Origin of the sequence: Rhizobium sp. RAF56, from assembly GCF_052113965.1 — a bacterium.
Taxonomy (GTDB): domain Bacteria; phylum Pseudomonadota; class Alphaproteobacteria; order Rhizobiales; family Rhizobiaceae; genus Rhizobium.
Window position 1 is genome coordinate 16,684 of sequence record NZ_JBFRDU010000008.1, and the last position, 24,133, is coordinate 40,816.

The following is a 24,133-nucleotide window of genomic DNA, read 5'->3' on the forward strand; positions in this document are numbered from 1 at the left end:
ACGGCCCGGTGCAATGTCGGACTATGCCGCGGCTCCGGCGCGACGATCCGACCGGTTCCGAAGGCCGAGACGATCGAGCACGGCGCTCACAAGCGGCGCGCGGTTCATTGTGTAAAGATGGAATTCGTCGAGGCCGCGACGCATCAGATCCTCGATCTGCTCGGCCGCCACGTCGGCTGCGACCGCCGCCCGCTCTTCGGGCTTGTCGTCGAGGCCGGCGAAGCGATCGTCCAGAAATGCCGGCACGGACGCGCCGCAGCGGCGGGCAAACCGCTTGAGTTGCGTGAGGTTCTGGATCGGCATGATCCCCGGCACGATCGGAATGCCGATGCCTGCCGCTCTTGCCTGCTCTAGATAGCGCTCGTAGACGTCGTTATCGAAGAAGAATTGCGTCAGCGCCCGTGCGGCCCCCGCATCGGCCTTGCGCTTCAGCGTGTCGATGTCGGCGTTAAAATCCGGGCTTTCCGGATGCTTTTCCGGATAGGCCGAGACAGAAACGTCAAAATCGCCATAGGCCATGAGCATGCGAACCAGATCGGCCGTATCTGAAAAACCCGTCGGATGCGGCACATAGGCTGCGCCGATGCCGGCGGCGGGATCTCCCCTCAGCGCCACGATGCGTCTGACGCCGGCGGCGCGATATTCCTCGACCACCGCCCGCACATCGTCCGTGGAAGCGTCGACGCAGGTCAGATGTGCCGCCGTCTTCAAACCGGTCTCGGAGATCATGCGGGTGACGGCTGAGAGCGTCGGCTCCTTCGTCGATCCGCCGGCGCCATAGGTCACGGTGACGAAACGTGGGTTCCAGTCCGCGAGTTCACCAACTGTCTCCCAGAGCTGCGCTTCCATCTCGTCGGACTTCGGAGGAAAGAACTCGAACGAGATGCGGACATCGCGGCCGCCATTTTCCGCTTTCGAAGCCATATCAAGCCCTCTTCGCAAGAATGCCGGGAATTTCGCTGTCGTTTCCGGCGGCCATCAGCATCCGCGGATCGCGGGCGAGCCAGATGGTGACGGTAAGCGCCGGGTTTCCCTCCCCGCCAGCGCGGAGATCCTGAACCGTTTCCACATCCAGCTCCGCCTTCGTCAACCAGTCGGCCACCATCTGGTGCGAAAAACCGAGGCGCAGATGGGCGTGCTCGTCGCGCAGGTATTCGAGATTATGCGGCGCAAGATCGATGATCACCAACCGGCCGCCCGGCCTCAGGAGCTTCGCCGCTTCGGCGATCGCGAACTCCGGCTGGTCTAGAAAGTGCAGCACCTGATGGATGGTGATGAGATCGAAATCCTGCGCGTCGAGCGGCAGATTGAAGATGTCGCCGTGGCGGACGGAGGCGGCAGTGATCTTTGCCTTGTCGAGATTGGCACGGGCAACCGCAAGCATGTCGCGGCTGGCATCGACGCCAACGGCGCGCCGGTAGTGGCCGGAGAGAAGCTGCAGCATGCGGCCTGTGCCGGTGCCGAGATCGAGGAAGGCATCGACGGGCTTTTCGCCGATGAGCTCGATCAGCGCCTCGTCCACCTGCTCGTCGGCGACCTGCAGCCGACGCAGCTCGTCCCATTCGGCGGCATTGCGGCTGAAATAGTCCTGAGCGCGCTCGGAGCGGATGCGCTTCACTGCGGCTAGCCGCTCGGCGTCGCGCTGAAGCACCGGATCGTTTTCCGACGCGTATTTGAGGAGCGTATTGGCAAGCTCGACGGAGGCACCCTGCTGGGTCAGCCGAAAATAGGCCCAGGCGCCCTCCTGATAGCGATCGATCAGCGCCGCCTCGCCGAGCAGCTTCAGATGGCGCGAGATCCGTGGCTGCGACTGGCCGAGAATTTCAGTCAGATCGGTAACCGTGAGATCGCCGGCGGCGAGCAGCGCAAGCAACCGAAGGCGCGTCGGTTCGCCCGCCGCCTTCAGCACATCCACCAGAGAATCCAGTCCGAATTTCACGAAATTCGCCATGACGCCAAGCCCAATCAAGATATAAAGATATCTTTATGTGATTTGCATCATTCTTGCAAGAGCAATACCGCCGTCGCGATATCACAAGCTTACGTCGCCCTTGGGAAAACGCAAAAGAAAACCCCGGAAGCCGGGGTCTGGAAGTCGCTGGATGGAGCGTCTCCGTTTTTCTTCAAAACACGGAGACGCTCTAACTCGCCGGAATTGCCTTATCGCGTCAGGCGCTTGTAGGTCACGCGGCTGGGATTGACACTGTCGGCGCCCAGGCGACGGATCTTGTCCTGCTCATAGTCCTCGAAGTTGCCTTCGAACCATTCGACATGGCTGTCGCCTTCGAAGGCGAGGATGTGGGTCGCAAGACGGTCGAGGAACATGCGGTCGTGGCTGATGATAACGGCGCAGCCTGCGAATTTCTCGAGCGCGTCTTCAAGTGCGGCCAGCGTTTCGGTGTCCAGATCGTTGGTCGGTTCGTCGAGCAGCAGAACGTTGCCGCCCGCCTTCAGCATCTTTGCCAGATGCACACGGTTGCGCTGCCCGCCGGAGAGATTGCCGACCTTCTGCTGCTGGTCGCCCCCCTTGAAGTTGAACGCACCGCAATAGGCCCGCGAGTTCATGTCGAACTTGCCGAGCTTGATGATTTCGGCGCCGCCGGAAATCTCTTCCCATACGGTCTTGTTGGCGTCGAGCGCGTCGCGGCTCTGGTCGACATAGCCAAGATGCACCGTATCGCCGACGCGGATGGAGCCGCTGTCAGGCGTCTCCTGCCCGGTGATCATGCGGAATAGCGTGGTCTTGCCGGCGCCGTTCGGGCCGATCACGCCGACGATGCCGCCCGGAGGAAGCTTGAGCGACAGCCCGTCGATGAGCAGGCGATCGCCATAACCCTTGGAGATGCCGTCCATCTCGATGACGACCTGGCCGAGACGTTCGCTGACCGGAATGATGATCTGCGCATCGCCCGGGCGCTGCTGTTCGGCGGCCGTAACCAACTCGTCATAGGCCTTGATACGGGCCTTCGACTTTGCCTGACGGGCCTTCGGGCTGGATGCGATCCACTCCTGCTCGCGCGAAATCGCCTTCTGGCGAGAGGCCTCTTCGCGGCCCTCCTGCTGCATGCGCTTGGCCTTGGCCTGCAGGTAGGCGGAATAGTTGCCTTCGTACGGAATGCCGCGGCCGCGGTCGAGCTCGAGAATCCAGCCCGTGACGTTGTCGAGGAAGTAGCGGTCGTGGGTGATCATCAGCACGGCGCCCGGATATCCGCGCAGGTGCTTTTCGAGCCAGGCGATGGTTTCGGCGTCGAGGTGGTTGGTCGGTTCGTCGAGCAGCAGCACATCCGGCTGCGACAGCAGCAGTTTGCAAAGCGCCACGCGGCGGCGCTCGCCGCCCGAAAGGCTGGTGACATCGGATTCCGCCGGCGGGCAACGCAGGGCATCCATGGCCATTTCCACCTGGCTTTCGAGATCCCAGAGGTTCTGGCCGTCGATGATGTCCTGGAGCCGTGCCCCTTCATCCGCCGTCTCGTCGGAATAGTTCATCATCAGCTCGTTGTAACGATTGAGGATGGCGGTCTTCGAGGCGACCCCTTCCATGACGTTTTCGAGTACGGTCTTTGCCGGGTCGAGCTGCGGCTCCTGCGCGAGATAGCCGATGGTGGCGCCTTCGGCGAGCCACGCTTCGCCGGTGTATTCCTTGTCCAATCCCGCCATGATCCGAAGCACGGTCGATTTACCGGCGCCGTTCGGGCCGAGAATACCGATCTTCGCATCGGGATAGAAGGAAAGGTGAATGTTTTCCAAGATCTTCTTGGCGCCATAGGCCTTGTTGAGGCCGGCCATATGGTAAATGAATTGACGTGCCATTGCTGCGCGCTCCACGGACGGAAGAATGAAATTCGTGCCGCTATGTAGGCGAAACACGCCTATCGGGCAACGCCGAAACCGGCATTGCACGGGATTTATGCGTCCGATCGGGAAATAGGAAGATGACGGAGCCTCAGTGTCCGACTGCGCTGACGACACCTTCATTGCAGCCGAACGACGTCCGGCCCGCCGACTGGATGAGGTCGGCAAGCCGCGCGCCGGGTGCGGCCTGATCGAGCGCATCGGCGGAAAGGCCGATTGTCAGCTCCGAAATCACGCGCTCGTCGCCCACCCGCCGGCAGCTCATCTTGACGCGGTCGCCGGCACCCGGACCAAAGCTTTCGTCGAACGCCGCCTTGATGCTCTCCGCATCGATTTTGCGTCCGATGTTGTCTGCGAACAGCTGCCTGACGGCCGAAGCGTTCAACTGGTCGATGAAGCCAACCGCCGCACGAAAATAGGCGTCGGGGGACACTTTGGTGCAGGTGCCATGCTTGGTCCATTCGTGCCGTTCAAGGCCGGATTGCGTGCCAGGCATTGCCTTGTCGAGCACCGCCTTCGTCTCCGGCGAAAGCTGCACGTCCGGCAGGCTCTTCCAGTCGCCGTCGCGATCGGCGCGCTGTTGCTGCTCGGACACGTCGCAATAGTCCTCGCGCATCGGCCATAGACCGTGGAGCGAGAAATTCTTCGCGTCAAAGCCGTCGCGGGTTTGAACGCGGCACTCGCTCTTCTGCCGGTTTGTAGCACAGAAGGCCGGCTGCCAGCTGGCAGCGAGGATGAAGCGCGTGGCGCCCCTGCCGGCATCACGTGCCGCGCCGTCCGAAACGAGCGCCAGCAGACAAACAACCGCCGCGCCCAGCGCTCGCATCCATGTCGCCATGGTTAGCCCTCCAACCAGAACAATAGAGGAACAAGTAAGCAGGTTGCAGCAACTGACGCAACCCCTAATCGCAAAGATCAGCACAAATTGTTCCGTGTTCTTTGATCGCTTGGCGTTGCAATCACGCGGCAGATAGCCTTTGTTCGCGGGACTGAGGAGGACCGTATCGCCAATGTTTGCCCACATGCTGCGGCACGACAGCCCGACCGGGGCGTCGCTTGCCTACCATCACCTGCCGGCGGAAGGTAAGGCGCGGGCGATCCTTCTCGTCTGTCATGGGCTTGCGGAACACGCGCGACGCTATCAGCGCTTTGCCGAAGCCATGGCCGCACGCGGTTTCCACGTCTATGCCCATGACCACCGCGGCCATGGCGAGACGCGCTCTGCCGATGCTCCGCTCGGGCGGTTTTCGCGCCACGACGGCGTCGAGCGCGTGATCGACGACGTGATGGCGATGCGCGCCGTTGCGGCCGCCAATCATCCGGGCCTGCCCGTCATTCTGTTCGGTCATTCGATGGGCGGACTGATCGGCCTCAACACGGCGGTCAGCCATCCCGGCAGCTTCGATGGCGTCGCGGTCTGGAATTCCAATTTCAATCCGGGGCTCGCCGGCCGGCTCGCACAGGTCATTCTTCGGACTGAGCGGATGCTCAAGGGCTCCGATGTGCCGAGCGCTATTCTGCCGAAACTCACCTTCGGCGCCTGGGGCCGATCGGTTGCAGATCGCCGTACCGACTTCGACTGGCTCTCCCGCGATCCGGCAGAGGTCGACAAATATGTGGCGGACCCGCTCTGCGGCTTCGACGCCTCGGTGTCGCTGTGGCTCGACGTCTTTGCGCTGACGTTCCGCGCGACCCAGCAGAGATATCTGGACAGGCTGCCGCGCGGCCTGCCGATCCATCTCGTCGGCGGCGGCCATGATCCGGCGACGGCAAACGGAAAAGCGGTCGAATGGCTGGCAAAGCGTTTGAAACGGGCCGGCTTTTCCCATATCACTCTTCAGATATATCAGAGCATGCGGCACGAAACCCTGAACGAGCTGGGCGCCGACGCCGCTATCGACGAATTTGCGAATTGGTGCGATCGGGTCGCCAAGCGATGCTGATTGCCGAGGAATGACGTGAATGACGGCCCAGAACGGCATCCCATCGCCCCGCCTGCGTGCTTCGGAGCTGACGATCGGACTGCTGACGATGTTCGTGGCCGTACTGATATCTCCGATCATCGACATCTTCTCGAAGCTCGCCGCCGTCACGGTACCGCCCGTCGAGGTCACCGCCGTGCGCTTTCTCCTTCAACTCGTCTTTACGCTTCCCGTCATGCTCGTGAGGCGCAACTGGGGCGTCTGGACATTTGAGCACGCAGCGCTTCATGCCATGCGCGGCGGCACGCTGATGCTCTCCATGATCTGCTTCGTCACGACGCTTCAGGTCATGGAAGTGGCGGATGCAATCGCCATCTTTTTCGTCGAACCGATCATCCTGACCATCCTGAGCAGCGTCTTCCTGAAGGAAACCATCGGCTGGCGCCGCTACACCGCCTGCGCCGTCGGTTTCTTCGGGGCGATGCTGATTATTCAGCCGAGTTTCCAGGAAGTCGGGTTGATCGCCCTGCTGCCTGTCGTCACCGCCTTCTGCATTGCAGTCTACGCGCTTCTGACACGGGTGGTTTCCCATCGCGAAGATGCCTGGGCCATGCAGTTTCAGACCGCCATTTGGGGCATGCTCTTCAGCGGCATCCTGCTCTGGCTCGGACACGGCAGCGGCTCGCCGATCTTCGATAGCGTCGTGCCGAGCCTGCGCGCAGGCCTTTACCTCCTCGGCGTTGGCGCCACCGCGGCACTCGCCGGCATCCTCAGCGTCTATGCCTATCGTTCCGCCCCCGCCTCGACGCTGGCACCGATCCAGTATTTCGAGATCGTCTCGGCGACGATCTTCGGCTGGCTGATCTTCGACGATTTCCCAAATCTCATGAAGTGGGTCGGCATCCTGATCATCATCGCTTCGGGTCTTTATATTATCTGGCGCGAGCGACGCTTTGCTTCCAAACCCGTATCCGATACATCTGAGGCGACGCGCGCGCCTTGAAGTTGACCACCAGGACCGACATGACAAACGTGACTGAGAAGAAACCTCCCCTTTCCGGCATACGCGTCATCGAGCTTGCCCGCGTGCTCGCGGGCCCCTGGGCAGGGCAACTGCTTGCCGATCTTGGCGCCGACGTCATCAAGGTGGAGAACCCCGACGGCGGCGACGACACGCGCCAATGGGGCCCGCCCTTCGTCGAGGGCAAGGACGGAGAAAACCTGTCCGCCGCCTATTATCATTCCACCAACCGCGGCAAACGCTCGATCACCGCTGACCTCAAGACAGCGGAAGGCCAGGACCTCGTCCGCCGGCTGGTGATGACGGCCGACGTGCTGATCGAGAACTTCAAGCTTGGCGGCCTTGCCAAATACGGGCTCGACTACGAAAGCCTGAAGAAGATCAATCCGAAGCTCGTCTATTGCTCGATCACCGGCTTCGGCCAGACCGGCCCCTACGCGGAGCTCGCTGGCTACGATTATATCGTGCAGGGCATGTCGGGCTTCATGTCGATCACCGGCGAGCCGGACGGCCAGCCGATGAAGGCAGGCGTCGCGATCGCCGACGTCTTCACCGGCATCTATGCGGTATCGGCCATCGAGGCGGCGTTGATCCATGCGCTGAAGACCGGCCAAGGCCAGCTTGTCGACATGGCGTTGTTCGACGTCCAGTCCGCCGTGCTCGCGAACCAGAACATGAATTACCTGATCTCAGGCAAGGCGCCGCAGCGGCTCGGCAACGCGCACCCCAACATCTCCCCCTACGAGGTGGTGCCGGCATCGGACGGCTATCTCATTCTCGCCGTTGGAAACGACGGCCAGTTCCGCCGCCTCTGCACCATACTCGGCATCGAGGAACGGGCCGGCGACGAGCGCTTTTCGACCAACAAGGCCCGTATCGCCCATCGCGACGAGGTTCGTCGCTTCGTCTCCACCGAGACCCTGAAGTGGAGCAAGGACGAGCTTTTGCGCGCCTGCGAGCAAAACGCGGTCCCTGCCGGCGCGATCAACACGATCGAAGAAATGTTCGCCGATCCGCAGATCGCGGCGCGCGGCCTCAGGATCGAGCTGGAAGACGCGGCCGGGACCAGCATCCCGAGCGTCCGCACGCCGATCGTGCTTTCGGAAACACCCTTGCGCTATACGCGGCCAAGCCCGCGTCTGGGCGAGCACCAGGAGGAGGTGCTTGCCGAATTGAATGACCTGGAGAGGAAGGCTTAGAGAATGAAAAGAAGTGGAGGAGAGCTGATCGTCGAGGCCCTGAAGGCCAACGGGGTGAAGCGAATTTCCTGCGTTCCCGGCGAGAGCTTTCTCGCCGTGCTCGACGCGTTGCACGACACCGACATCGACGTGCTTGTCTGCCGTCAGGAGGGAGGTGCCGCGATGATGGCGGATGCCTGGGGCCGGCTCACCGGCGAACCCGGCATCTGCATGGTCACCCGTGGTCCTGGCGCCACCAATGCGTCGGCCGGCTTGCACATCGCGCGCCAGGATTCCATTCCGATGATCCTGTTCATCGGCCAGGTCCAGCGCGACGCCCGCGAGCGCGAGGCGTTCCAGGAAGTGGAATTCCGGCGTGCCTTCACAGAATTCGCCAAATGGGTCGGCGAGATCGACGATGCGTCCCGTATTCCGGAGTTCGTCAGCCGCGCCTTCGCCGTCGCTACCTCCGGCCGCCCCGGCCCGGTCGTCTTGACGCTGCCGGAAGACATGTTGCGCGACGAGGTGGATGCACCGGCCGCAAGGCCCTATACCCCCGTCGAGAGCCATCCGGGCAGGAGCCAGATCGCCGAGCTCGGCCGCAGGCTTGCCGGCGCCGAACGACCGATGGTCATCCTCGGCGGCACACGCTGGGACGAGCAGGCGGTTACCGGCATCAGCGCCTTCGCCGAGCGCTTCAAGCTCCCGGTCGGCTGCTCCTTCCGCCGCCAGATGCTGTTCGACCACACGCATCCCTCCTACGCCGGCGATGTCGGCATCGGCATCAATCCGGCGCTCGCCAAGGAGATCAAGCAATCCGATCTGCTAACCCTGATCGGTGGCCGCCTGGGCGAGATGCCCTCCTCCGGCTATACGTTGATGGACATCCCCTACCCCTCGCAGACGCTGGTCCATGTCTATCCAGATCCCTCCGAACTCGGTCGCGTCTACCGCCCGGAGCTTGCGATCTGCGCAAGCCCGACCGAGTTTGTCGCCGCCCTTGCCGAACTGGAAGCGCCCGCGTCGCCGAAATGGGCAGCGCGCACCGAGCAGATGCATGCGGCCTACCGTGCCTGGTCGACGACGCCGGAAACGAGCCCGGGTGCCGTCCACATGGGGCGGATCATGGACTGGATCGAAGCCAATACGGCGCCGAACACCATTTTCACCAACGGCGCCGGCAACTACGCGACCTGGCTGCACCGTTTCCACCGCTTCCGCCGCTTCGCCACGCAAGCAGCCCCCGCCTCCGGCTCCATGGGCTACGGCCTGCCGGCCGCGGTTGCAGCCAAGCAGCTTTTCCCGGATCGCGAGGTCATCTGCTTTGCCGGCGACGGCTGCTTCATGATGCACGGCCAGGAATTTGCGACCGCCGTGCAATACAATCTGCCGATCATCACGCTCGTGATCAACAACGGCATGTACGGCACGATCCGCATGCATCAGGAGCGCGATTATCCCGGCCGCGTCAGCGCGACCGCGCTTAAGAACCCGGATTTCGCGGCTTTCGCCCGCGCCTACGGCGGTCACGGTGAAACGGTGAAGGCAACGGAAGAGTTTGCCGCAGCCTTCGAACGGGCACGCGCGAGCGGTAAGCCCTCAATCATCGAAGTCGTGCTCGACCCGGAAGCAATCACCCCCTCGCGAACACTCAGCCAGATTTCGGCGGGGAAGTAGGCCGAGCGCAAGCCACAAAAAAGCCGGTGAGCAAAACTCACCGGCCTCTCTGTCCGCGGCAAGTTGAGATGCCTCGGCTTATATCCACAATCCAGAGCGCGGCGATGCTTCACGCTGCGCGGCGGAAGGAAAATGTCCGGTTGTCGTTGGTGGAAATCAACCCCATGCGATGAAGCGACGCTAGCACGGCTTCAACGGACCGCCGCGCCTTCTGCCCCTGCTTGAAGCGAGCCGCGATCGTCGCAGCATCGAGCGCGGCATCGGCAGCCATAAGCTGATACAGCACGGCCGGCGTCTGGTCGCGATCGTCGGACGGAAAGCCCGGTTTTGGCCCAGCGGCGATTGGCATCACCTCGCCGAGATCGGCCTCGAGCTGCTCGGCCTTTTCCTTCTCCGATCCGAAGCGGGGGATCTGGTAGTCGGGACGCAACCAGCGGACCAGGCCGCGCCTTTCCTCATCCGCCCGCTCTTTGTTAAGTGCCACCAAGCGACCAAGCACCTCGTCTTCCGGCAGATCAGCCGGCCAGCCATAGGCCTCGGCCACGGCTTGATCCAGCTTCTCGTGTAGTTCCTTCACGATCAGCACCAGCCCGTCGTCGAAGATGCGTCGCCCCTTAGGGTCGAGATCGTCCGGCCGTCCGCCGCCCTTCAGCCGCTCCAGCACGTTGTAAAGCCCAGTCAGGGTGAGGTGCGCGTGATCCCCCAGGACACGTTTGCGGTGTGCATCCAGTTCCTCGGCGATCTCGCCGATCTTTTGTTTTTGCTCGTCGGTGGCGGCAGGGAATGGGAAGGGGTCGAAGCAGCGGGATTTTGAATAGCGAGGATCGTTCCCGATGCCCAACCAACCACCAGCGCGCAGAGCCCAAATGCCATGAAAGCGCGAAGATAGGACGCCGAGGCAGTCACCGCCATCGAGAGCTATTGCAATGAGCATATGATCAGGAAGGATGCTGCCGTCGAGAAATTGAAAAACTCGGTGTTTCGTTGTTTCAACAGTCGCGGTATAGCGGGATTGACCAACCAACGCCGGCCTCAACTCTGTGCGGGGCCGACCAAAGATCCACCACCGCTCCCGAAATGCCCTTTCGGCGTTTCGATCCCGCTCGGGCTTCACTCGACTCAGAATATGTTGATAGACACGCGGGTATCTCTCCCTTACCTCCTGCGAGTCTAAACCATACAAGTCTATAGCTTTCAGGTTCCTCGGCCTCGAAGTCAAATCCCGTCCATTTCGATAATCGCGAATATGATGACCGAGGCCAGCATCTGATCCAAGCCCCAAGAAGACGGCTTCTTGGGCGGTTACTAGAAATCCGTTGCCCGCTATCATAACCCCATTGCTGGAAAGGCCCGAATTCGCCTTCAAAGCTACTGCGGTTGTTACATCAACCCCTACAGTCAAATCCGAATTAATCCTGCCGCCCCGTTCTTCGAACACGATCACTGGACTGTCGGTCTCGACCCCCTCCTCCGCGATCACGTCAAAAAGCAAACCGTCCTTCTTTCCAACTTCCGCCACCGTCATGGCGATACGCACGGCGGCACTGTCGCGTGTAACCTTTGTCCATGGATGGTCGGCGATCGCCATGATGACCGAGAGCGGCTTCTTGGTATTGAGATGCGTCTCCATTACCCGTCTATTGAACATCTGGCTGATAGAGTTGGTAGTAACGAAACCGAAACGCTTTAGCCGCGTCTTCGGCTTGAGCAAAATATCTGCGGCGCGATCCCACCAGTACATGACGAAATCAGCGCTCTCGTTCATGTGCGGATGTGCCTTCCACAGCGCTTTAAGTTTCGCTTCTGCAAAAGCCGCGCGCATCGGCTCTCCTTTGCCGACAAAGGGCGGGTTGCCGACGATGTAGTCCGCCTCGTAACCCGCCACCTTCCAGCTCGGCCGGCGCGGATTGGGATAGGCCTCTTTGCCGTCGACAACTTGCGGCCATGGATAACCGTCCCAAAGTAGCACGGCGTCCCGGTTCTCGACGTTGTGGAAAGCTTTCAAGATCGGCTCGGAGGGAGCGATACCGCGGTTGCGGAAATGCCATTGCAGATGGCCGATCCAGAGCACCAGTTCAGCTATCGCCGCCGCGCGCGGATTGAGTTCCAGCCCTAAGAACTGGTGCGGGTCGACAGTGTGGCTTTCAAGGGCCAACGCCTCCTGACCGCCGAGATCGGCAAGTGCTTCCAGCACCTCGCCTTCCAGCCGTTTCATCAGTTGCATCGAGACATAGAGGAAGTTGCCCGTGCCGCAGGCCGGATCGAGCACGCGGGTGTCACAGAGTTTCTCGTGAAAAGCTTTCACCGTTGCGATAGCCGCGTCACCCCTGCCCTCGCTCTTTTGCCGGTCCGCTGTGGAGCGTGCACTGTCCCATTCGGCACGCAAGGGGTCGATGACAGTCGCGATCACCAGCCGCTCAACATAGGCGCGTGGCGTGTAGTGGGCGCCGAGCTTGCGGCGATCGACCGGGTCCAATGCCTGCTCAAGGAAAGTGCCAAAGATCGCCGGCTCCACATCGCGCCAGTCATAGGCGGCAGCCGCGGCCAGTTCACCGATCTCCTCTCTGGCTAGAGGCAAAGCACGACGGTTCTTGAAGAACTCGCCATTGAATTTCTTCACCTTCTCACGAAGTGTGGCGGTAAAACCGCCCTCGTCCATTGCCTTCCAAAGATCTTCCATCATGCCGGGAAAAATTTTAGGCTTCTCGGCGCAAAGCTTGAGAAGATCCTTGAAACTGTCCTTCGGCAATAGCTCCACGTCCTCGGCAAACATCGTGAAGAGCACGCGCATGAGGAACATCGCCACCTCTTCCGTGGCATGCCCTTCCTTTTCCAAGGCTTGGCTGACCTTGGCAATGCGTCTCGCGATCTCGCGGGTGACCTTGGCGGCATGGCGGGAGGGATCGAGCGAAAGTGGATCGGACCAGATAGCGATAAGTCGGTCGCGAACCTCCGGGTGTTGCAGATCTTCGAGATAGATACGAAATGAGCGACGGTCGGGAAACTGGTCGTAGGCCTTTCCGTCACGGCGGAAATTGGCATAAATTTCGATGCAATGGCCGACGTCGCAGACCAGCACGAAAGGTGGCGGCTCATGGGAAGCCGGTAGGAGCCGCACATAATTCTCGGCCTGTGTACGCGCATTCATCATCAGCACGTCCCAAGCGCGATTGGCACCGGCGCGCCGGCCGCGTGGAGCGATTTCGAGTCCGGGGAGCGTCGGCGTATCCGCCAACTTCTTTTCTCCTGTGAGCCGACTCTGCTTGGCTTCAAGTATGAAGCAATCGCGCTTATAGAGATCAATACGCTTGAAAGAGATGGAACCATCGCGGGCCACCTCTTTCACACTCCGCTCGAAAACATAGTCGTTGCCCTCTGTCCTGGCAGAGGCGGGGTCAGCATGGGGAAGACCTAACAGGTCGCACAGTTCAGTCAGGAAAAGCGCGTAGTTCGCTCTTTCTTGCCCGCCTTCCTGCCCCTGCCAGCGGCTGACAAAGAAACTTGCTTTAGATTGCATCTATATAAATAAACCCTCAGAGAGGGTATTATTGATGGAATCGGCGGCAAATCAAGCGATATTTACAATCTAAAGCTTAGATAATTTCAACTCCATTTCTCTTGTCTCGAAGCACCACCCAACAAAAAAGCCGGCGGGCGAACCCACCGGCTTCCGATTCGGCTACGTGGGCTCGATCAGTCGATCGCCGCAACAACCGTGAACTCGACCTTGTACTTCGGCGCAGCGAGCTTGGCTTCGCTGGTGGCGCGGGCGGGCGTGTTGGCTGGGTCGACCCAGGCTTCCCAGACGGCGTTCATTTCGGCGAAGTCGCCCATGTCGGCAAGGTAGATCAAGGTCTGCAGGAGCTTGGACTTGTTGGAGCCGGCAGCCGCGAGCAGGCGATCGACTTCGGCGAGTGCGAACTTGCACTGTTCGGTGACGCTTTCGCCTTCGCCGACCTGGCCCGAGAGGTAAATGGTGTTGCCGTGGACAACGGCGCCGCTCATGCGTGTGCCAACTTCGATACGCTTGATGCTCATGGTCTTCTCCTGAAGCATTCGATGATGAAAGGTCGCGGGCGCTGCCCGCGGCGGCGCCCTCAACGCGGGTGAATGGATGTAGGCGAGCCTCAGGCGCGGATGTGCTGCGTCTTCTGATAGATCGCCGTGGAGCGGGCGCCGGAGCGGCAATAGCCGAGCATCGGGCGCGGCAGTTCATCGAGCGCGTCGACCATGCCCTGCACGGCCTCCTCGGTCACGCCCATCGGACCGACCGGCACATGCGTGAGTTCCAGGCCGAGCTCCCTCGCACGCGTTTCGATCACGGAAAAGGGCGTCTGGTCGGGAGCCTCGCCGTCCGGACGATGGCAGACGATCGACTGAAAGCCCATCGCTTTGATCTGATCGAGATCCTCGACGGTGATCTGGCCGGACACCGAGTATTCGTCATCGATCTGGCGGATATCCATGGCTCATTCCTCTTTAATAAAGACCGGGCCTTTTGAGAGCCCGTGATTTGTCCTGAAAAGGCGGCCTCTGATCTACGCTGCCTGGCCGCGAGCGTCAACCGCTCGACGCAGCCTAGACAAAGGCAAAACTCAGGGCAAAGCTGCGGCTTTCACCGGGCTCGACCATGTTGAACTCACCGGCTTTCTCAAGCTCGACGCGCCCCACCCAGCGGTGCGAGACAGGCTCGATCCCGAGCACGTGGGCGGGTGCCTTCTGGTTGCGCCAGACCTGCAGGAAGGGCAGCGTTTGCGCATCGAAGCGCACGCGCAGCGTCCTGCCGCCGATCGCGGCGATCGGGCCAAGCGAGACCTCGGCAGATTTGCCTTCCGTCGCCGGCGCGGCCACGCAGAAGATGCCGCCGAGCTCTTCGCCGAACGTCCAGGGAAAACCGCTGCCCTCGAGCATCTCGCCTTCGAGCCGGACGCCGGGATCGAACCATTTGCCGCCGACATTCATGTGATACATCAGAAACACCGGCATCGTCTCGGCGCTGGTATTGACCACGCGGTCCGAGAGATGCACCTCGCCCGTTGTCCCGTCGATCCGCCACAGCCGCTCCAGTCGCGCCGTCCGCCCCTCCGCGGTGACGACGTCAACGTCGGCGCGGCACGCGGCGTTGCCGTCTTCGAACCGTGTCCAAAGCACGTTTGCCGGATGTGACGAAAACGAGCCATGCAGCGGATAGGATTTTCCCGCGAACGCCCCGGTCATCGGTTGGCGATGGCGGATGTGATCCGGTCCGCATGTGAAGAGGAAGCCTTCGAGCGAGTGATCGATTCGCGGATCGCCGTCGTCGGGTATGGCGCGGCCCGGCGCCAGATCGTTGCCCTCCACGATGCAGGCGCCGATATCCAGGACCGATGCGGGATCGAGCTTCAGTTTCGGCCCCGTGGCCGCGGCAAATTCGATCATCGACAAGCTATCCTCCCCAAAAACGATACCTCCACGGTTAGGATGCAGCCAAACCACCGTCAATCGAGAAAGCAGCGGTGTGAGCGCCGGGCGTGCCAGAAGAAACCATTTGCGCAAGGGGCCGTTAAACCACTAATAAACAGCGCAGATTTTTATACTTTATTCAGCATGATCACCGATACTTCCACACTGGCGTCAAAATTTCCATGTGTGTGTCTGCGGCATAACTGATCAAGGACGATACGGACGTGAACGGACTTTCGAAAGCGAGCTTTCTCCCGGCGGCTCTGGCTGCGGCACTCATTGTGTCTGCGCCCGCTGCCGAGGCGCAGTATTTTAGTCCGGCCGATAGCGGCATGATGCTCGTCACGCCGGACGGACGAATTCTCGAAGGCGTTCCCGATAACGGCGACTACGTGATGGCGCGCGATCGCCGCGGCCGCCGCGTGCTCATCGACCGCTACGGCACCGTGCTCGCAACCGAGATGCGAGCCAGGAACTACTATCCGCGCCCGCCGGTGCGCGACGCCAACAATGACGGCTACGGCAATCAGGGCGGCCGCCGCTATGGCGATACGCAATTGGCCGAGGGTGACGGATACGGCGGCTACGGCAATGATGGGTATAGCGACCAGGGCGCCGTGACCGGCGCTATTCCGCGCGCGGGCTCGGTCGTACGCGTTCCCTTCGACAATCAGGCGATGCCGCCCGCCGATGCCGATAACAACGGCGGCGGCGGTGGGGATTCCTTCGCATCCATCGACCCGGATGCGTCGGCGATCGAAAACGCAACGCCGGACGAACCGGTCATCACGCTCAAGAACAAATCGAAGAACGAGATCACGGCACTTCAGGTGTTCCTCGACCGTCAGGGTGTTTCGCCCGGCGCCATCGACGGACGCATGGGCGGCAACGTCACCAAGGCGGTTTACGCCTACCAGAAGATGACCGGCCAGACGTTCGACCCGAACGACACCGATGCCATCCTGGAGCAGCTCAGGCTTTCGGGCGGAATGCCGATCATCAATTACACGATCACTCCGGCCGATGCCGCCGGCCCCTATGTCGCGGAAATCCCCGAAGACTACGCCCAGAAGGCCACGCTCACTTCGCTTGCCTACACCTCGACGACGGAAATGCTCGCCGAGCGTTTCCACATGGACGAGGCCTATCTGAAGTCGATCAACCCCGGTGCCGATTTCACGGTACCCGGCACGATCGTCAAGGTCATCAATCCCGGCCAGACGAAGACGGGCAGCGTCGCGCGCATCGTCGCCGACAAGGGCCGCAAGCAGGTCTTCGCCTATGATGCGAATGGCGGCTTGATCGCCGCCTACCCGGCAAGCATCGGCTCCAACGACACCCCCTCGCCTTCCGGCACGGTAACGGTCGAGCGCGTCGCCTTTAATCCGGGCTATACCTACAACCCGAAGATCAATTTCCAGCAGGGCGGCAACGACAGGATCCTCGATATCCCGCCCGGCCCGAACGGCCCGGTCGGCACCGTATGGATGGCACTCTCGAAGCCCACCTACGGCATCCACGGCACGCCGGATCCGTCGCGGATCGGCAAATCCCAGAGCCACGGCTGCGTGCGCCTGACGAACTGGGACGCGACGGAGCTTGCCAAGATGGTGAAGCCCGGGGTGACCGTCGAATTCGTCGACTGAAGCGGCAGATCATTGTAGATCTTCGACCGAAGCCGGCTTGGCCGGCCTCGGTAATGATTGCTGTCCGATGTGGTCCGCGACAAGAATTGCTGTCGCTGGAAGTTTCATGCGTTATCGCTTCAAACCCACCGACATCTCGCCCGTGGCGACACGCTCGATCAGGCTGAGATACTGCTTGCTGAGATCCTTGAAGTCGTAACGCTCCAGCATGAGGCTGCGTGCTCGCTCCCTGAGCGGGGCGTACTTCGACGGGTCCGCCAGCACGGCGGCGAGACGTTGGGCCAGCGTTTCCGGCTCAAAGAATGGCACAAGCAGGCCGTTCTCTCCATCGGTTATCATCTCCCGCACCGGTGGCGTATCCGAGCCGACAAGGAGGGCGCCGGCACTCATGGCTTCCATCATCGACCAGGAGAGGACGAAAGGTACGGTCAGATAAACATGGGCGGCGGAAACGCGCAGGGCGTCACGCAGCATGCGTATCGGCTGGTTCCCCGCAAAGTGAATACGGCTACTATCCAGCGTAAGGTTCTCCAGCGCCCACTCCTTGTAAGTCTTGCCATCGTCACGGGGAGTACCGTAGGCAACCCTGTCCTCGCCGAAGATGACGACATGCACTTCGGGGTCAGTCTTCTGGAGAATCGCTACCGCCTCCATGAATTGCGGAAAGCCGCGATACGGCTCCATGCCACGCGCAATATAGGTGACGAGAGGATCTCCCTTGCGAAAGGTGTGCTCGCCTATGGAGAAACGGGCGGTCTCGTCCGGCGAGAAATAATCCGTGTCGACACCGTCGTGCAGGACGGAGATGCAATCGCTGAGATGTGGGGGGAATTGACTTTTCTGGTATTCCGTCGGGCATTGCCCCCAGTCCATCGCGGCCAGGTCCTGCAACATGCCGGTGTTCTTCATGCGGATCTGGATCTCTGTGTCCCGCTTTTGCGGCGCATCATGCTTCAGAAACGAAACATCCGATCCATAGCTATGATAATACCATTCGAAATAGGGCATGTATTTCGCTTGCGGCCAAAGATCCTTCATGAAGAGACCGTCGCCACGCCCGGAATGGGCGAGAATGATATCCGGGCTCCAGCCGCTTTTCTTCAAGGGAAGGAAAGCGGTGAGCGCTGCCTGCCCTCTAATGACTGACCCTTCCGTAAAGCGCAGCGCCGGATGTATATCCTTCCGTGCCTCGCGATGCGGCGTGTAGTCGATTCGTTCGATGATTGGCCGCCGCTGATTGGTGGAGAGCGAGCCCGAACGCATGTCGATGTGTTTAAAGTCTTTCAGGTAGCTAACGATACGTGCGTATTGACCAGGAAAATTGCCGTGAACAAATAGGATTTGCATATAATTTCTTTCACTTTTAATCGACCACTCCTTTAATGCAAGACTAGCCCGAGGGGAACGGCCTTGCGGTCCAGACCCGGTTTTCAGCCGTTGATCTCGACGATATCAGCAAAGTTTGTATGTGCCTGATGCGATATCAGGCCTAAGCCGCGTCGGCGAGGCCCGCACGTGCCGCTGCCGGCAGGCTCACCGGAACCCGCAACATTACCTCGTATGCAAGGTCCCCGGCATTTTCCCGCGCCTTGTCGAGGTTGCTGACGCGATTGGGGTCCATGCCATGCAGCGTACCGCCGCAGTCGAAGATATCGCGGTAGGCAGAGCGCTCGACGATCGCCGTGTCAAGAACCCGCACCTGGCGCTCCTCGAGCAATGACTTGACCAATTGCAGCGCACGCGTCGTCACCAGCGAGTTGACGCGGGTGAGAACGACCGAATGGGGGATCCGGATGCCGGCCTTTTCCTCAAGACATTGCAGAAGTTCCAGAACCTGCGCGCCGCCGCGCGCGTCCATGGCACAGCCCTGGATCGGGATCAGCACGTGGTCGGAAAGACCGACCGCGGTTGCCAGCAATGGATTGCGGGCGCCAGGAAGATCGACAATGAAATAGTCGGTATTGTGCTTGTTTTCGCTGATATGCAGCGGCAACGAGGCGGTCGTCACAAAGTTGATGACGGATATGTTCTCGACCTTGCCCGAAATCTCGTACCAGCGTGTGATCCAGTTTTGCGGATCGGCATCTACAATGGTCACCCGGTATCCCTTGCGCGCCAGTTCGGTCGCAAGGAGAAGTACGGCGGTCGTCTTGCCGGCCCCGCCTTTGGTGTTTGCAAAAGTGATGACTGCCATGGCCAAGATCCTTGAAAGGTCCGAGCTAAAGTCGCTCTCAAACCGCGCCGTTGAGATGGGCGGTTAATACATTCTTACTCAGGATGGTTAACAAAACCCAAACACGTAGCCTCAGTCTGAAACGGCGTCTTTCCGTAGCTTTGGCTCGCTTTCTCGCACAACTAAGTTTCAGGCAGAGAAAAGCCCGGAAACGGCGTTTCCGGGCCTTAAGATCATCAACGATTGGAAACTTCAGAAGCAATCCCTAAACAACGCCTTGGTGTTTTCGAGCGTCAGGGCGACCGGATTGCCGCCGGCGCTAGGGTCCTCGATCGCCATGGCGGAAAGGTCGTCGATGCGGTCGGGCTGAATGCCCATCGCCGTCAGGTTTTCCGGAACGTGAAGTTCGGTGCGCAGCTTCAGCACATAGTCATAAAATCCGTCGAATCCCCCGGCAATGCCGAGATAGGCGGCGGCGCGGGCGATCTTGTCTTCAATCGCTTTGCGATTGAACCGAAGGACCGCCGGCATGACGACGGCATTCGTCATGCCGTGATGTGTGTTGTAGACGGCGCCGATCGGGTGCGACAGGGCATGGATGGCGCCAAGCCCCTTCTGGAAGGCGACAGCCCCCATTGCGGCTGCCGACATCATGTTGGCGCGCGCTTCGAGATCCGTTCCCTCGTGATAGGCACGCGGCAGGTATTCCTTGACCAGGCGCATGCCTTCGAGCGCGATCCCGGCCGACATCGGATGGTAGAAGGGCGAGGAATAGGCTTCCAGGCAATGGGCGAACGCATCCATGCCGGTGCCGGCGGTGATGACCTTCGGCATGCCGACCGTCAGTTCCGGGTCGGCGATGACGACGCCGGGCAGGAACTTTGGATGGAAAATGATCTTCTTCACATGGGTTTCGGAGTTGGTGATGACGCTGGCGCGTCCCACTTCCGAGCCGGTGCCCGCCGTGGTCGGGACCGCGACGATCGGCGCGATGCCTTCGACGCTCGCCCGCGTCCACCAGTCGCCGATGTCTTCGAAATCCCAGACCGGCCGGGTCTGCCCCGCCATGAAGGCAACGCACTTGCCAAGATCGAGGCCCGATCCGCCACCGAAGGCTATAACGCCGTCGTGGCCGCCGTCCTTGAAGGCCTTCACGCCGGCCGCGAGGTTCTTGTCGTTCGGGTTCGGATCGACTTCGGCGAAGATGGAGCGGCCGAGGCCTGCTTCCTCGAGAATGTCGAGCGCCGTCTTCGTGATCGCCATCGAGGCGAGGCCGCGATCGGTGATCAGCAGCGGCTTCTTCATGCCAAGGCTCTTGGCCGCGTCCGCCAATTCCTTGATGCGGCCCCGGCCGAGCTTGACGGCTGTCGGATAGCTCCAGTTGGCTGTGATGTTGCTGCTCATGCTGTGACTTTCTTCAGGTGATAGGATTTCGGGCGGGTCAGATTCTGGAAACCGAGGATCGAGAGCGAGCCGCCGCGGCCGGTTTCCTTGACGCCGGTCCAGCACAAAGCCGGATCGAGATAGTCGGCGCGATTCATGAAGACCGTGCCGGTCTCGATGTCGCGGCCGAGACGCGCGGCGCGTTCGGCATCCTTCGTCCAGAGTGAAACCGTCAGCCCGTATTGACTGTCGTTCATCAGGCCGAGCGCTTCCTCGTCGTTCTTCACCTTCATGATGCCGACGGCGGGACCAAACGTTTCCTCACGCATGAAGCTCATGGAATGGTCGACGTCGACGAGAACCTGCGGCGCAAGATAGGCGCCACCGTCGTCGGCAGGGAAAAGTTTCGGATCGACGAGAGCCTTGGCGCCCTTGGAAACAGCGTCTCTGATCTGCTCGCGCACCACCTTGGCGAAGCGCTTGTTGGCCATCGGCCCGAGCGAGGTTTCAGGATCGAGCGGATTGCCAAGCTTGTAGTTCGATACCCAGGCAACCGACTTTTCGACAAAGCTGTCGTAGAGCGTTTCGTGCACATAGATGCGCTCGATGCCGCAGCAGCATTGACCCGAATTGTAGGTCGCCCCATCCATCAGCGTATCGACGGCGGCGTCGAGGTCCGCATCCTCCATCACATAGCCGGGATCCTTGCCGCCAAGCTCCAACCCGAGGCTGGTAAATGTGCCGGCAGCGGCCCGCTCGATCGAACGGCCGCCCTGCACCGAGCCGGTGAAATTGACGAAGTTGAAGCTGCCGGCAGCAATCAGCGCCGAGGTCGTATCATGGTCGAGGAAGATGTTTTGGAAGACGTCTTCGGGAACGCCCGCCTCGACGAACGCCTGCACCAGCCGCTCGCCGACGAGCAGCGTCTGCGACGCATGCTTCAGGATGACCGTGTTGCCCGCCATCAGCGCAGGCGCGATCGTGTTGATCGCCGTCATGTAGGGATAGTTCCAGGGCGCGATGACGAAAACGACACCATGCGGTTCGCGCTCGATGCGGCGCTCGAAGCGGTCGCTTGCTTCCACCACCAGCGGCGAAAGCGCATCGGCGGCAATTGAGGCGACGTAATTGGAACGTTCGTTGAAGCCCTTGTATTCGCCGCCGTAGCGCACCGGCCGCCCCATCTGCCAGGCCAATTCCGGCACGACGACATCGGCCATTTCATTGAGACGCGCCGCACCCTTGAGCACGAGCTGGACGCGCTCCTCGAGGGGCCGTTTCGCCCAAGCCTTCTGCGCCTTCCTTGCCCGCGCCACAACATCCTTCGCGGCCTCCAGCGACAGCGCCTCGCGCTCCGCGTAGACCGATCCGTCGACCGGCGAAATACATTGGATCATTGTCATGCTCTTCAGTCTCCAGTTTAGCAGGCCAGGGTCTTCACATGGCCAGCCGCGCCGTAGGCGAGAATCGCCTTGTCGCGGGTTATGATAGTCAGGTCGTGTTCGCGCGCGGTGGCGATGAGAATGCGGTCGATTGGATCCTTGTGAATCGGCTGTGGAAGAAACGATGAGGCTATGAAGATATCCGTTGTCACAGGCTGCTCGTTCACGTGAGCCTCAAGAAGAAAATCGTCATACCACCGCTTGGCACTTCTTGTTTCCCTGATGCGCCCCCGCGAGACCAACATTCCCATTTCCCAGGCGCTGACAGCGGATACGAACACAGTTTTGCTCCCGTCTCTGCAATTCGCCATGATAGCGACCGCCTGAAACGTCAGAGGCTCCTTCTGCGACATCCATATGACGGCGCATGTATCAAGCAAATAGGCATTACTCATTGTAGAGCTTTTCGCCCCACTCTTCGTCCCAATCCATCGGCGCCGTCAGATCGACGCCCGGCATGACCGTCATGGTCCCCTTCATACATCCGAAAATCGGATGCAACTCAATCAATTCTCCCTCGTCACCTTCCATCCATTGCTTGCCGTCGCTGTAGATGACGTCCGCTTCCGTAAACATCTTCGCGGAAGACACCTCCGGAGAGGGCTGGACATCTGCCGCGTAATCGGCCTGCTTTCGCTCGCTGAAACCCAGCAGCTCTCCGCGTCGATGAAGTGCCACCTCTTCGATCGTCACACCAAGGAAGGCAGCAACCTGGTCTTGTTCGTCCGCGCTCATCTTGCGTTCGCCTCTCAGCATGCGTGAGGCCGCGCTGGCGTCGATATTCAGGTAGCGCGCCAGGCCGCGAACGGATTGGCTACGCGCATCTAGCCTCTGATGAAACCACGCCGTATCGATAGCTGCCATGGCCGACCTCATTGGAAAGCCAATCTTCGTGCGATGGCATGGCTTTGTCAAAGATAATCACAACATGTTGCGATTTACGCACGCTCGAACCCGCGCGCCACCTCCCAATCGGTGACGCGGCGATCGTATTCTTCCTGCTCCCATTCCGCGGCGCGGGTGTAGTGGTCGATGACCTCGTCGCCGAAGGCGGCGCGAAGCATGGCCGAGCCCGTCATCGCGGTGGTCGCGTGGCGCAGCGTGCGCGGAATTTCGCGAACCTCCTTGCCGCCGAAATAGGCGTCGCCGACAAAAGCTGCTTCGAGGTCCATCTTCTTCTCGATGCCGTCGAGGCCGGCGGCGATCAATGCCGCAAAGGCGAGATACGGATTGAGATCGGAGCCGCCGACACGGCATTCGATGCGGATTGCCTTGGTGTCCTCGCCGCAAAGGCGGTAGCCAGCCGTGCGGTTGTCCTTGCTCCACACAGCCTTCGTCGGCGCGAAGGTGCCTGCCATGAAGCGCTTGTAGGAGTTGATATAGGGCGCGAGGAAATAGGTGATCTCGCTTGCGTGGCTTAGAAGGCCGGCGACGTAGTGCTTCATCATCGGCGACATACCGTGCTTTTCGTTTTCGTCGTGGAAAAGCGGTGTCTTGCCGTCGGCGCTCCAAAGCGACTGATGAATGTGCGACGAGCTGCCGGCGGCGGCATAGTTCCACTTGGCAAGGAAGGTTATGGCCTTGCCCTTCGACCAAGCGATCTCCTTGCAGCCGTTCTTGATGATCGCGTGGCGGTCGGCCATCGTCAGGGCGTCGGTATAGCGAACGTTGATTTCTTCTTGGCCCGCGGACGCTTCGCCCTTGGAGTTCTCGACGGGAATGCCGGCACCCTGAAGGCCGGTCCGGATCGCCCGCATCACCTCCTCTTCCTTCGTCGTCTGGAAGATGTGGTAGTCCTCGTTGTAGGCGCTTGCGAGCTTGAGGTTGCGGTAGCCGGAGGCCTGGGCCGCCTCGTAGGTCTGGTCGAAGAGGAAGAATTCCAGTTCCGAGGCCATAAAGGCCTTCATGCCCATCGCCTCGAGGCGCTTGACCTGCTTCTTCAAAATGGCGCGCGGCGAATGCGGCACGTCCTCGTGGGTGTGATGATCAAGCACGTCGCAGAGCACCAGCGCCGTGCCCTCGAGCCATGGAATACGCCGCAGCGTCGTGAGATCCGGCTTCATCGTATAGTCGCCGTAGCCCTTTTCCCAGCTCGTCGCCTTGTAGCCCGAGACGGTCTCCATCTCGATATCGGTGGCTTGCAGATAGTTGCAACTATGCGTCTCTTTCCAGGCGCTCTCGATAAAATACTCGGCCTGGAAGCGCTTGCCCATCAGGCGCCCCTGCATGTCGACCTGGCACGCCAGAACCGTGTCGATGCGGCCCTCGGCCACATCCTTCTTGAGGTCGTCGAACGTATAGCTGCTGCTGCTCATGATAAACCGCCTGAAACGATGAAAGGGATTGTCCGCACGACAATGCGCGGTAGACAAGCGGGGCCGAAATCAGCGGCCCCGC

At 60.8% G+C, this 24,133-nt stretch carries 20 protein-coding genes; 5 read left to right on the plus strand and 15 right to left on the minus strand.

Annotated elements, in window-relative coordinates; all coding sequences use genetic code 11:
- Positions 1-21: 21 nt before the first annotated feature.
- The 4 genes from metF to AB4048_RS08530 all read right to left on the minus strand — a co-directional run bounded on the left by metF (position 22) and on the right by AB4048_RS08530 (position 4,690).
- Positions 22-924: a methylenetetrahydrofolate reductase [NAD(P)H] gene (metF, locus tag AB4048_RS08515; RefSeq protein ID WP_442201502.1), complete on the minus strand. Its 903-nt coding sequence runs from the start codon at positions 922-924 to the stop codon at positions 22-24.
- Position 925: 1 nt separating this feature from the next.
- Positions 926-1,951, minus strand: coding sequence for an ArsR/SmtB family transcription factor (locus tag AB4048_RS08520; RefSeq protein WP_442201503.1), 1,026 nt, complete (start codon positions 1,949-1,951; stop codon positions 926-928).
- Between the two features lie 209 nt (positions 1,952-2,160).
- Entirely contained in the window at positions 2,161-3,810 is a 1,650-nt protein-coding gene (gene ettA / locus AB4048_RS08525; protein ID WP_442201504.1) for an energy-dependent translational throttle protein EttA, read from the minus strand.
- Between the two features lie 133 nt (positions 3,811-3,943).
- Positions 3,944-4,690: a ribonuclease T2 family protein gene (locus AB4048_RS08530; protein ID WP_442201505.1), complete on the minus strand. Its 747-nt coding sequence runs from the start codon at positions 4,688-4,690 to the stop codon at positions 3,944-3,946.
- A 172-nt stretch (positions 4,691-4,862) separates the two neighbouring features.
- On the opposite strand from AB4048_RS08530, the gene AB4048_RS08535 reads away from it, so the two are divergent.
- The 4 genes from AB4048_RS08535 to AB4048_RS08550 are packed head-to-tail and all read left to right on the plus strand — an operon-like array spanning position 4,863 to position 9,650.
- Positions 4,863-5,795: an alpha/beta hydrolase gene (locus AB4048_RS08535; protein ID WP_442201506.1), complete on the plus strand. Its 933-nt coding sequence runs from the start codon at positions 4,863-4,865 to the stop codon at positions 5,793-5,795.
- Between the two features lie 19 nt (positions 5,796-5,814).
- Positions 5,815-6,777, plus strand: coding sequence for a DMT family transporter (locus AB4048_RS08540; protein ID WP_442201507.1), 963 nt, complete (start codon positions 5,815-5,817; stop codon positions 6,775-6,777).
- Positions 6,778-6,797: 20 nt separating this feature from the next.
- Positions 6,798-7,994, plus strand: coding sequence for a CaiB/BaiF CoA transferase family protein (locus AB4048_RS08545; protein WP_442201508.1), 1,197 nt, complete (start codon positions 6,798-6,800; stop codon positions 7,992-7,994).
- Positions 7,995-7,997: 3 nt separating this feature from the next.
- Positions 7,998-9,650, plus strand: coding sequence for a thiamine pyrophosphate-binding protein (locus AB4048_RS08550; RefSeq protein WP_442201509.1), 1,653 nt, complete (start codon positions 7,998-8,000; stop codon positions 9,648-9,650).
- A gap of 109 nt (positions 9,651-9,759) precedes the next feature.
- On the opposite strand, the gene AB4048_RS08555 is transcribed toward AB4048_RS08550, so the two are convergent.
- The 4 genes from AB4048_RS08555 to AB4048_RS08570 all read right to left on the minus strand — a co-directional run bounded on the left by AB4048_RS08555 (position 9,760) and on the right by AB4048_RS08570 (position 15,068).
- Entirely contained in the window at positions 9,760-13,167 is a 3,408-nt protein-coding gene (locus AB4048_RS08555; RefSeq protein WP_442201510.1) for a class I SAM-dependent DNA methyltransferase, read from the minus strand.
- Positions 13,168-13,343: 176 nt separating this feature from the next.
- A complete protein-coding gene (locus tag AB4048_RS08560; RefSeq protein ID WP_442201511.1) occupies positions 13,344-13,688 on the minus strand; it encodes a RidA family protein in 345 nt (114 codons plus the stop codon).
- Between the two features lie 89 nt (positions 13,689-13,777).
- Complete coding sequence (locus AB4048_RS08565; RefSeq protein WP_442201512.1) at positions 13,778-14,116, minus strand: TIGR01244 family sulfur transferase; 339 nt, start codon at positions 14,114-14,116, stop codon at positions 13,778-13,780.
- Positions 14,117-14,228: 112 nt separating this feature from the next.
- Positions 14,229-15,068, minus strand: a complete 840-nt coding sequence (locus AB4048_RS08570) for a DUF4432 family protein (RefSeq protein WP_442201513.1) — start codon at positions 15,066-15,068, stop codon at positions 14,229-14,231.
- Positions 15,069-15,316: 248 nt separating this feature from the next.
- Here AB4048_RS08570 and AB4048_RS08575 point away from each other — a divergent pair, with 248 nt between their 5' ends.
- Entirely contained in the window at positions 15,317-16,738 is a 1,422-nt protein-coding gene (locus AB4048_RS08575) for a L,D-transpeptidase family protein (protein WP_442201514.1), read from the plus strand.
- A gap of 111 nt (positions 16,739-16,849) precedes the next feature.
- Here the strand turns inward: AB4048_RS08575 and AB4048_RS08580 are convergent, their stop codons facing one another.
- The 7 genes from AB4048_RS08580 to AB4048_RS08610 all read right to left on the minus strand — a co-directional run bounded on the left by AB4048_RS08580 (position 16,850) and on the right by AB4048_RS08610 (position 24,051).
- Entirely contained in the window at positions 16,850-18,085 is a 1,236-nt protein-coding gene (locus AB4048_RS08580; protein WP_442201515.1) for a glycosyltransferase, read from the minus strand.
- 142 nt (positions 18,086-18,227) lie between these two features.
- Positions 18,228-18,932: an AAA family ATPase gene (locus tag AB4048_RS08585; RefSeq protein WP_442201516.1), complete on the minus strand. Its 705-nt coding sequence runs from the start codon at positions 18,930-18,932 to the stop codon at positions 18,228-18,230.
- A gap of 231 nt (positions 18,933-19,163) precedes the next feature.
- Positions 19,164-20,315: an iron-containing alcohol dehydrogenase gene (locus AB4048_RS08590; RefSeq protein WP_442201517.1), complete on the minus strand. Its 1,152-nt coding sequence runs from the start codon at positions 20,313-20,315 to the stop codon at positions 19,164-19,166.
- Positions 20,312-21,697: an aldehyde dehydrogenase family protein gene (locus AB4048_RS08595; protein WP_442201518.1), complete on the minus strand. Its 1,386-nt coding sequence runs from the start codon at positions 21,695-21,697 to the stop codon at positions 20,312-20,314. Before AB4048_RS08595 ends, AB4048_RS08590 begins: the two co-directional genes overlap by 4 nt.
- Positions 21,698-21,714: 17 nt before the next feature.
- Positions 21,715-22,131, minus strand: coding sequence for a type II toxin-antitoxin system VapC family toxin (locus AB4048_RS08600; RefSeq protein ID WP_442201519.1), 417 nt, complete (start codon positions 22,129-22,131; stop codon positions 21,715-21,717).
- Positions 22,124-22,600, minus strand: coding sequence for a helix-turn-helix domain-containing protein (locus tag AB4048_RS08605; RefSeq protein ID WP_442201520.1), 477 nt, complete (start codon positions 22,598-22,600; stop codon positions 22,124-22,126). Before AB4048_RS08605 ends, AB4048_RS08600 begins: the two co-directional genes overlap by 8 nt.
- A 74-nt stretch (positions 22,601-22,674) precedes the next feature.
- Positions 22,675-24,051 carry a glutamine synthetase family protein gene (locus AB4048_RS08610; RefSeq protein ID WP_442201521.1) on the minus strand — a complete coding sequence of 459 codons (1,377 nt, stop codon included), beginning with the start codon at positions 24,049-24,051 and terminating at the stop codon, positions 22,675-22,677.
- Between the last annotated feature and the right edge of the window lie 82 nt (positions 24,052-24,133).